Genomic DNA, 10,104 nt, shown 5'->3' with positions numbered 1-10,104 from the left:
TGAGTGACTCTGTCGGGAATCTTGAGGACGGGCAGCAAACGATCGTGGTGCTGCGCCAGGCTCGGTGGATCGTGCCGTCCGCGTTCTTCAGGAGCCCGTATTGTCCCTCCAGCCCTCTTCCGGAGCCAAGATCCCGCCGCTGACCGTGCGTGTCGCCCGGGCCAGCAACCCCCGGGGCACCACCGCGATGTGGATCCGTGACCGCCTCGACGGTCTGTGGAGCGATGAGGACTTCGCCGCCTGGTACCCGCGTGATGGCCGGCCCGGGCTCTCACCCGCGCAGCTGGCCACCGTCTGCGTGCTGCAGTACGCGATGAATCTCTCCGACCGCCAGGCCGCTGAGGCGGTGCGCTGCCGGATCGACTTCAAGTACGCCCTCGGGCTGGAGCTGGAGGACCCAGGCTTCCATCACAGTGTCCTGTCCGACTTCCGTGACCGACTGGCCGAAGGCGACCGTGCCGACCGGCTGCTGGGCCTGGCGCTCACCCGGATCCGGCGGGCCGGCCTACTCAAGGGGCGCGTCACGCAGCGCACCGACTCCACCCACGTCCTGTCCGCTGCCCGGGAGTTGACCCGTCTGGAGCTGGTGACCGAGGCGGTCCGCGCCGCGCTGGAGGAGGTGGCCCGCCAGGCGCCGGAGCTGCTGGATGACCTGGTCACGGCCGAGTGGGCGACGCGCTACGGGCGGCCGGTGCGCTTATGCTCCCAGCCCAGTCACCCCGTTGCCCGCCTCGAGCAGGCGGGCAACGACGCCCGCGAACTGCTGCACCATCTCGACACACACTTCCCCGGCGGCACCGTTTTGCCGCAGGCGAAGGTGCTCCGGGCGATTCTGGTGCAGCACTTCCTGGTGGACGCCAAGGGCCGGTTCCGGCCGCGCACGAAGCGCGACGGCCAGCCGCCCTCCCGAGTCCGGATCACCTCCCCGTACGAGACCGAGGCCCGCTGCACCATGCGCGGCGACACTCGCTGGAACGGCTACCTCGTACACGTGACCGAGACCTGCGATGACAAGCACGTCAACCTGATCACCGACGTGGCCACTGTCGTCTCCAGCGCGGACAGCCAAGCACTGCCCGGCATCCACGCCCGTCTCAGGAGGTTGCGTCTGCTGCCGGGGAAGCACCTGGTCGACGGCGGCTACACCTCCGTGGCCGGCATGGACTCCGCCGCCCGCCTCCACCGCGTCGACCTGATCGGACCGCTCGCGCCCAACACCAGCCCGCAACACCGAGCCCGGGACGGCTTCGGCAGGGACAACTTCATCATCGACTTCGACCGACGCGAGGTCACCTGCCCCAACGGACAGGTCAGCGGCAACTGGCAGGACCTCCCCGTGGCAGCGCCGACCAAGGTCACCGTCCGGTTCGACGCCCGCCAGTGCGGCCGCTGCCCCGAACAGGCTAAATGCACCCCAGGCCCCTTCCGCAGCCTCTACTTTCCCGCCCGCCACCTGCACGAACTCCAGGCCAAGAACCGCGCCGACCAGCAGGACACGGACTGGCGCCGGCTCTACGCGCGGCGCTCGGGGGCCGAGGGCACCATCGAGGAATTCGCGGACGGCCACCACGGCCGCCGGTGCCGCTACCGCGGACGGGCCAAGACCCACGTCCAACACATCCTGACCGCACTCGCGATCAACGTCGAGCGACTCAGCCTTCAGGAACCCGCCAACAGCCCCTACCGTCCCCGCCCTCCCACCGCGTTCCAGCAGTACCTCGACGCACGCGACCTGCCCCGACCCCTGTGGTGGCGGCAGGGAAAGTGACCCCCGTCCTCAAGATTCCCGACAGAGTCGCTCACTGACAGGACGACGAGCCCCACGGCGATCAGGCGCGCTAGGCCCACCAGCCAGGCCTCCTCGCGTCCGGCGAGGCCGAACCCGCCGAGGGCCGTGACCGTGCCCCCGAGCAGCACGAAACCGACCGACCAGCAGTGCCGTGTCCACGGGGGTCCGCCCGACGCGACATGGGGAATCTCGTCCGGCCTGCGCAACGTGTTCCAGCCGGCCCACGCGATCAGCGGTCACATCAGCAACGGGACCACGTCGACGACCACATCAACCACGGAATTGACCACCGGGTCTCCCTCTCTGGCCTCTCGGCCAACCGGCTTGAGGCGATGCCGGTGACCCGGCCCTCGCCACCATGATGATCGAACCGCTCGTCGCGCACCCCGCTGGGCCGCGGCAGCCTCGACGGCAAGATCCTGCCGGAACCCGGAGCTGCGGCCGTAGGCGGCGGCTGTGAATCGCAGGCACGACCTGAACCAGTCTTTTCCGTCGGTTTCAGCCTCGCGGTGAGGAGCTGCGGGCGGTCGACGGAGTGGAGGTCTTTCCGTTCTGTTCCGATCAGCCACAGAAGCACCCCGTTGCTCACCTCCTGCGCGCACTCAGCGTCGATGTCGTCGGGGCCGAGCGGGTTGACGAACTCGAAGCCGAGCCCTGCGGACGCCAGGGCAGCCAGGATTCCGAGCGTCTCCGCCGCAGGTGAAGTGCGCTGAGCCACTGAGAGCTACGTGGCGGCTACGGGGCATGTGTCCTGGTGGCGGTACTGCGGGTCGGTTCTCTCGAATCGCGCTCGAACCTTCGTTCGAATACTCTGGTGGTATCCAGCCGGATGGCTGGAACTGTTCGATGTGTGAGACGGGTGGTGCTTCGTGAGCGGAGTGCACCTCCACGTCTCGTCCGGGTACTCGGCCCGCTACGGCGGGTCCCTGCCCGCCGATCTCGTACGCCGGGCCGCCGAGCGGGGCATCGGGACCCTGGCGCTGACCGACCGGGACACCGTCGCGGGGGCGGTGCGGTTCGCGCACGCGGCCGCGGCCGCCGGTGTCCGGCCCGTCTTCGGCGTCGAGGTCGCCGTCGCCCCGTACACACCGCCCGGCCCAGCGCCCCGCCGGCGCACCCCCGTCCGGGGCGGGGCCCACGTGCTGGAGGCGGAGCACCGGATCACGCTGCTCGCGCGGAACGCATCGGGGTGGGCGCGGTTGTGCCGGATCGTGTCGGCCGCGCACGCCGCACCGGTGGACGGGGTGCCGGTGGTGGGGTGGCCGGTGCTTCAGGAGTACGTCACGGGCGAGGACCTGGTGGTGTTGCTCGGGCCGGTGTCCGAGCCGGTGCGGGCGCTGTCCGCGGGGCGTCCGGACGTGGCCGGGCGGCTGCTGGAGCCGTGGCGGTCGGTCGCCGGGGCGGGGTTGCGGCTGGAGGCGGTGTGGCTGGGTCGGCAGGGCACCGGCCCCGGTTCCCTGCGCCTGGCCGCCCGCACGCTCCAGCTCGGCGACGAGCACAAAGTGCCGGTGGTCGTGTCGAACGCGGTCCGCTACGCCGACCCCGACCAGCACCGGATCGCAGACGTCCTGGACTCCGCACGCCTGCTGCGGCCGGTCGATTCCCGGGCCCTGGACGGCGGGGAGCGGTGGCTCAAGGGCACCGAGGCCATGGTCAAGATCGCCTGGCGAATCGCGGAGGCCGCCGGCACTGGGCCGGAGCGGGCGTCCGCGCTGCTCGCCGAGACCGAGGCGACCGCCGACAGCTGCCGCGTCGACCCGGTGACGGATCTCGGGATGGGCCGCCCGCACTTCCCCGAGCCGGAGGCTGTCGGCACCGACGCGGGGCCGGGGGACGCGATGCGACTGCTCCGGCAGCGGTGCGAGGCCGGGATGAACGCCTGCGGCCTGGACCACGACAAACGCGCCGCGGTCCAGCTGGAGTACGAGTTCGGCGTGATCGCCCGCCTCGGCTACGAGGGGTACTTCCTCGCGGTGGCGCAGGTCGTCGCGGACGCCCGGTCGATGGGTATCCGCGTGGCAGCGCGAGGCTCCGGCGCCGGATCGATGGTCAACCACGCACTGTTCGTCGCGACGGCCAACCCGCTGGAACACCGGCTCCTCTTCGAGAGATTCCTGTCCGAGCGGCGCACGAGCCTGCCCGACATCGACCTGGACGTGGAGTCCGCCCGCCGCCTGGAGGTCTACGACAAGATCATTGCCCGGTTCGGGCGCGAGCGGGTCGCGGTGACGGGAATGCCGGAGACCTACCGGGCCCGGCACGCCCTGCGGGACACCGGGCTCGCCCTCGGGATGCCGCCGCAGCAGATCGCCGAGATCGCAAAGGCCTTTCCCCACATCAGGGCCCGCGACATCCGCTCCGCCCTGGCCGAGCTGCCCGAGCTGCGGGACCTGGCCGCACGGGCGGACGAGTTCGGGCCGTTGTGGGAGCTCGCCGAAGGCCTCGACGGCCTTCCCCGCGGGTACGCGATGCACCCCTGCGGCGTCATCCTCTCCAACACCACTCTGTTGGACCGGGTGCCGGTGCAGCCGACGCCGGGCGGCTACCCGATGGTCCAGGCCGACAAGGAAGACGTCGAGCTCGAAGGGCTCGGCCTGCTGAAGCTCGACGTCCTCGGCGTGCGGATGCAGTCCGCAATGGCGCACGCGGTCGCCGAGATCCGCCGGACGACCGGGCGGCAGCTCGACCTCGACAGCCCCGACCACGTCGACCTCAACGACCAGGCCACGTTCGAACTGATCCGCGCCGCCGACACCCTGGGCTGCTTCCAGATCGAGTCACCCGGGCAGCTTGACCTGCTCTCCAGGCTCCAGCCGAGGCATCTCCAGGACGTCATCGCCGACATCTCCCTGTTCCGCCCCGGGCCGGTCGCCGGGGGCATGCCGGCGCGGTTCATCGCAGCCCGCCACGGCGGTGCCCCGCACTACCCGCACCCCGACCTCGTACCGATCCTCGACGACACCGGCGGCGTCGTGATCTGGCACGAGCAGATCATCGCGATCCTGTCCCGGATGACGGGCTGCGACCGGGCCGCCGGCGACGTCGCCCGCCGCGCCCTCGCCGACCCCGACCGACTCCCCGCCGTCGAAACCTGGTTCCGGCGGGCCGCAGCCGCGAGCGGCCGCTACACCCCCGAGGTCGTCGACGAGGTGTGGTCGGTGATCAAGGAGTTCGGGGCGTACGGCTTCTGCCGCGCCCATGCGGTCGCGTTCGCGGTGCCCGCGGTGCAGTCGGCGTGGCTGAAGGCGCACCACCCCGCCGCCCTGTACGCGGGGGTTCTGGAGCACGACCCCGGCATGTGGGACGCCCGCGTCCTGGTCTCCGATGCCCGCCGCCACGGAGTGCCGGTTCTCCCGGTCGACGTCAACGAATCCGACACCGCGTACCGGGTCGTGGAGACCGGGCAGGGGTGGGGGGTGCGGCTGTCGCTGTCCGGAGTGAAGGGGATCGGCGAGGACGAAGCGGCCCGGCTGGCCGCCTCCCGCCCGTACTCATCGCTCCAGGACCTCTGGCAGCGGGCCCGCCCCGCGCTCCCCACCGTCCAGCACCTCATCCGGATCGGCGCCCTGGACACGCTGCGCGGCACCCTGACCCGCCGCGACCTCCTGCTCCAGGCCACCGAACTCCACCGCCACCAGCGCGCCCGGCGCGCCGGGGAAGGTCAGCTCCCGATCGGCGGCGAGCTGGTCACGACGACGCCGAGCGGGCTGCCGGAGATGACCGGCCGAGAGACCCTCGACGCCGAGCTGGAAGTGCTGTCCATCGACGTCACCCACCACCTCATGGACCACCATCACCGGCTGCTGCGGGAGCTCGGCGCGACCGACGCCGCACACCTGTCCACCCTGCACCCGGGCCAGAAGGTCTTGGTCGCCGGAGTCCGCGCCTCCACCCAGACCCCGCCGATCCCGTCGGGGAAAAGGATCATCTTCGTCACGCTGGAGGATGGGAGCGGCCTGGTCGATCTCGCGTTCTTTCAGGATTCTCACGACCGGTGCGCGCACACCGTTTTCCACTCCGGGCTCCTGCTGGTGAGGGGCACGGTCACCGCTCGCGGGCCGCGCCGCACCGTCGTCGGCGAGCAGGCCTGGGACCTCGACCAGGTCGCCACCGCACGCCGCGACCACGGCCCCCAGGCCGCCCTCGACCTCCTCGGCACCACCACCCCGGCCCCGACCCCCGCCAGATCCACCAGCCCAGCCCCGAGCAGCGGGGGCCGGACCTTGACCGACGGCACCGCCGGAGCCCGCCTCCACCCCTACGCCGACCTCCAGCCCGCCGGCACCCGCACCGCCGACCTCCGCCGCCTCGGCCACCGCTCCCCCGGAAGTGCCGGATGACCACCACAACCGCCCGTCAGCCGCGGCATATCGTCCACCTGCGGTTCGAACTGCCCGACCCCGCCCGCCTGGAAGACCTGCGCCCCCTGCTGGAACAGGTCACCCCACAGGTTCAGCTCCTCGAACCCGACAGCACCGTCCTCGACGTCACCGGCGCCCTCCGCTTCTGGAACCGCACCGCCGAGATCGCCCGCCTCGTCCAGCTCCGCGCCGCCGCGCACCACAGTGTCCGGGCGGCGGCCGCTGCCGGGCCGAACCGAATCCAGTGGGTTCGTCGATTCCCGCACGGCCCCGGCAGGGAACCCACCGCTCCTCGTGCCCTCCCGGCCTTGGACAACAGCGGGTTCGCGAGCGCAGGTCCTCCTGAGCTGGTGGTCGCGGGAAGGGGGTGGCGGGCGTGAGGCAGCAGGTGCTCTTCCACATCCGGCTTCACCGTCCGGACGGGCTGCCGGAGCTGATGGAGGTACTCGGTCGGTTCACACCTGTCGTCCAGGCGCTGCCTCCCTCGGCTGCGATCGCGGAGATGTCCGGCGCGCTGCGGCTGTTCGACGCTGCCCCGGTCGACCTTGCGCACCGGGTCCGGATCCAGGCTCTCGCCCTGTACGGCCTGGACACGGCTGTGGGGATCGGCCCGTCCTGGTCAGTGGCGGCCATGGCCGCCACCCATGCCGGAGCCAAGGGACTGCTGCAGGTGAGGCCGGCAGAGGTCGACATGTTCCTCGGTCCGCGGGCGATTGACGACCTGTACGGAATCCGCCGCGCCCAGGTGATCCAGCTCCGGCAGCTGGGCGTCGACACCGTCGGCCGGCTCGCCGAGCTGCCCACCGCCACAGTGACGCGGGTCCTCGGCCGGCCGGGGACGGCTCTCCAAGAACGCGCCCGTGGTATCGACCGCCGTCCCGTCACAGTCGGCCGCGTAATGTCGTCGACCAGCGCGCGGGCGGACTTCCCCAGCGATGTCCTCGACGGGCCCGGCCTGCGCGCCACCGCGCTGCGGCTGGCCACAGATGTCGCCGCCCGGCTCCGCTCCCGCGGACAAGCCACGCGCACGATCACCGTCACGGTCCGCACGGCCGACCGGCGCGACCTGGCGAAGAGCCGGACCCTGCCAGCGGCCTCCGCGCACACCGATGATGTGCGCCAGGCCGTCTACGCGGTCCTGGATGGCTTCGGACTGCAGCGCGCCCGGATCAGGCGGCTCTCGCTGACCGCTGAGGCCGTCGACCGCGCGCAGGCTCCAACGCAGCTGACCTTCGATCCTGTACGCGAAGCGCGAGTGGGTGTCGAGCCGATCCTTGACGCCATCAACAAGCGCTACGGGCCAGGCACGGTCGGACCGGCCGCCGCGATCACGGCCGCTTGAGCAGGCTTCCTATCAGGACAGAATCCCAGCCGGTGACAGCACCGCCGCGCCCCGGGCCGCCAGGCCCCCGCCCCCTTCTATGAACCCCTGCTGCGCCCGTCCCGGCCGCGCCTGCCCGACCCCCTGCTGCGCCCTGCCGGGCCCTGGGCGGGCGGGCCGGGGGGTCAGCGGGCCCGTACGACGGTCAGCGTGCCGTGGCGGCCCGTCCCGGCGAGCACCTCGACCACGAGGTCGGTGGCGAGCGCGGTGTACGTCTCGCCCGTCTCGGTGCGGTGCTCACCCGCCTCGGGGGCGTCGGCCAGGAGCGCGCCCAGCCGGGCGGCCAGGACCGCGTCCAGCGGCGCCGACAAGCGGGGCCGGTCCTCCCCGGCCGGGAGAAGCGCGAGACGGCGCGGGCGGCGGCGGGGGCCGACGGAGCCGGCCACCCGCGCGTCGGTGGTGTCCGCGTGCCGGATCTTGCGCCACACGGTCCGGCTGCCGAACGGGTACACACTGCCGGCGGGCTTGGCCTTCTCTGTCAAGTTCAGCGTGTTGAGCTGAACTGGGGCACGTGAGGAGCCGCAGCCGCCAAGCGCACGGTGCTCCAGTGTGCTTGGCGGTTCTATTGGGAGGGTGGGAGCCGGGGGTCAGCGGTTGTCGTTGAGTTCCTGGTGCATCTGAGGCTGGTCGTCCTGGTCGTGGGTGAGTGCGTACTGCTCGATCTCGTTGAACGCCTTCGAGGCGACTCCAAGGAGGTCCTTGTAGGGGTTGACACCGACGGTCCGCTGGGCGGCTCCGCCGAAGAGGCCGCCGGCCGTTCCGCTGACGAGGCCGTGGCCTGCGGCGAGCGGCTTGCCCGCGAGGTCGAGGGGGCTCTTGGGCAAGCCGGCCATGTCCGCGTACTTGTCGGTGAGCGCAACGCGGGTCAGCGCGATGTAGGCGTCACTGGCGCCGGGCTTCAGAAGGTCGCGGTAGAACTTGATGGCCTGGGCGGTCATGAAGACACCGTCGTCAGTCCTCTTCCACTCCGTCTCCCGCTCCTGGTTCCACAGCCGCTCTGCCTCGTCCGCGTCCTTGGGCAGCTGCCACTTCTCCGGCGTGCCGAGGTAGTGGTTGACGTAGTGCCAGGCGCACATGAAGCCGCGGGCGTCGTCGCCGGAGACATCGATGCCGAGATTCCTCATGCCCTGCAGGATCTGGGTGCTGAAGACGCAGGCAGCGCCGGTGGTGTATTTCTGGGAGACGGGCTCGCCCCACTTGTCGTAGTCCCATTGGCCGCTCTGCTTGTGCAGTTGCCTGACCGAGGCGTGCACGAGGCGCACCTTCGTGACGGTGGCGGCCAGGGTCCCGTCGCGCATGGCGTTCTTGTTGCCCATGTCGAGGAACAACCGGGAGGACTGCGACAGCCTTCGGCCCGGTCCCTCAACACCTCCCAGCCGGCCGGTGGAGCGCAGAGTGAATGCCCCGGTGGGTGCGAGGTAGGTGCCGATGAGCCCCACGGTGCCCTGCAGCATCGAGGCGGTGCCGTGGTGGTGGGCGAAGAAGCCCTCGGCGGCCTTGACGTCTGCCTCGCTCCAGTCCGGCGGCGGGGTGGCTGCCTCCCGCAGGAACTGGGCCAGCCGATCGGGAAGCCGCGACAAATCCGTGTCGGGCTTGAGCGTTCCGATCGTCCGGAACAGGGCGTTGATCCCGTCGACCTCCCTGTTCTTGAGGAGGTCGGTCACCAGCGCGTCAGCCGCAGGATCTCCGACCTTGCTCGCAGCCTCCAACTGAGCCGCAACCGTTGCCGATGTCAACGCCATAGCAATACTCCTCGGTATGTATCCAATTGACCGTGCAATGGGTGACCTGCGCACAGACGCGCTCCCGCCCAGGGGGCGCCCCTTGGTGCTGCGCGAGAAGACCCTGGATTGCCGCTCTCGCAGAGGGAGGCCCCTCGTGCGGGCTGCTCGATGGGCATGAATGAGAAGGACTCGTGCGGCAAGAACACCTCACTTCGATCTTGCCGCAATCGTCGCCGCGAGTTGGTCACCCGATAGGAGTAAGGGGGCGTGCGCCCCGCGTGAATCAGAGAGTGCGCAGAGACTGTCGCCTCGGTCGGTGGCGTGTTGTGCTGCCCGTGTTACCGGGCCGCAGCCGGGCGACCACCGGCTCTGGGGTCGACGAAACTGAACCGCCCCGTGTCGAATAGAGACTCGATTTCATGAAAGGATCGAGTCATGGCACGACCTTCCCGTTATCCGCTTGAGCTCCGCCGTCGTGCGGTGCGCATGGCCGCCGAGGTGCGCGGCGACTACCCGACCGAGACGGCCGCCCTGCAGGCGGTCGCGGAGAAGCTCGGTATCGGCTCCCGCGAGACGCTGCGGAACTGGATCAAGCAGCACGAGATCGACGCGGGGACACGGCCGGGGACGACGACGGAGGAATCGGCCCAGCTCAAGGCGCTGAAGAAGGAGGTCGCCGAGCTGAAGCGGGCGAACGAGATCCTGAAGGCGGCGGCGAGTTTCTTCGCGGCCGAGCTCGACCGGCCACACACACGCTCGTAGCGTTCATCGACGAGCACCGGGACCGCTTCGGCGGGGTCGAGCCGATCTGCAGAACGCTCACCGAGCACGACTGCAAGATCGCCCCCT

General features: G+C 70.8%; 7 protein-coding genes. 5 read left to right on the top strand and 2 right to left on the bottom strand.

Annotated elements, in window-relative coordinates; genetic code table 11:
• The first annotated feature begins 100 nt into the window (after positions 1-100).
• From B9S58_RS14975 to B9S58_RS14950, 4 genes are all read left to right on the top strand, one after another.
• Complete coding sequence (locus tag B9S58_RS14975) at positions 101-1,768, top strand: IS1182 family transposase (RefSeq protein ID WP_181009235.1); 1,668 nt, start codon at positions 101-103, stop codon at positions 1,766-1,768.
• 899 nt (positions 1,769-2,667) lie between these two features.
• Entirely contained in the window at positions 2,668-6,129 is a 3,462-nt protein-coding gene (locus B9S58_RS14960) for a DNA polymerase III subunit alpha (protein ID WP_103532602.1), read from the top strand.
• Positions 6,126-6,530 (top strand): hypothetical protein, encoded by a 405-nt coding sequence (locus B9S58_RS14955; RefSeq protein ID WP_181009315.1) that lies wholly within the window; start codon positions 6,126-6,128, stop codon positions 6,528-6,530. Before B9S58_RS14960 ends, B9S58_RS14955 begins: the two co-directional genes overlap by 4 nt.
• The gene (locus B9S58_RS14950; RefSeq protein WP_146063507.1) at positions 6,527-7,492 is read left to right on the top strand and encodes a hypothetical protein; all 966 of its coding nucleotides are present in this window, start codon (positions 6,527-6,529) and stop codon (positions 7,490-7,492) included. Before B9S58_RS14955 ends, B9S58_RS14950 begins: the two co-directional genes overlap by 4 nt.
• Before the next feature lie 164 nt (positions 7,493-7,656).
• Here B9S58_RS14950 and B9S58_RS14945 read toward each other — a convergent pair whose 3' ends face one another.
• Positions 7,657-8,013, bottom strand: coding sequence for a hypothetical protein (locus tag B9S58_RS14945; RefSeq protein WP_146063506.1), 357 nt, complete (start codon positions 8,011-8,013; stop codon positions 7,657-7,659).
• A 105-nt stretch (positions 8,014-8,118) separates the two neighbouring features.
• Positions 8,119-9,273 (bottom strand): oxygenase MpaB family protein, encoded by a 1,155-nt coding sequence (locus B9S58_RS14940; RefSeq protein WP_258044516.1) that lies wholly within the window; start codon positions 9,271-9,273, stop codon positions 8,119-8,121.
• A gap of 417 nt (positions 9,274-9,690) precedes the next feature.
• On the opposite strand from B9S58_RS14940, the gene B9S58_RS14935 reads away from it, so the two are divergent.
• Entirely contained in the window at positions 9,691-10,017 is a 327-nt protein-coding gene (locus B9S58_RS14935) for a transposase (protein ID WP_103531634.1), read from the top strand.
• Positions 10,018-10,104: the final 87 nt, after the last annotated feature.

The sequence above is a fragment of the Streptomyces sp. SM11 genome, assembly GCF_002910905.1.
GTDB lineage: Bacteria > Actinomycetota > Actinomycetes > Streptomycetales > Streptomycetaceae > Streptomyces.
This window is presented reverse-complemented; position numbering and strand designations above follow the sequence as displayed.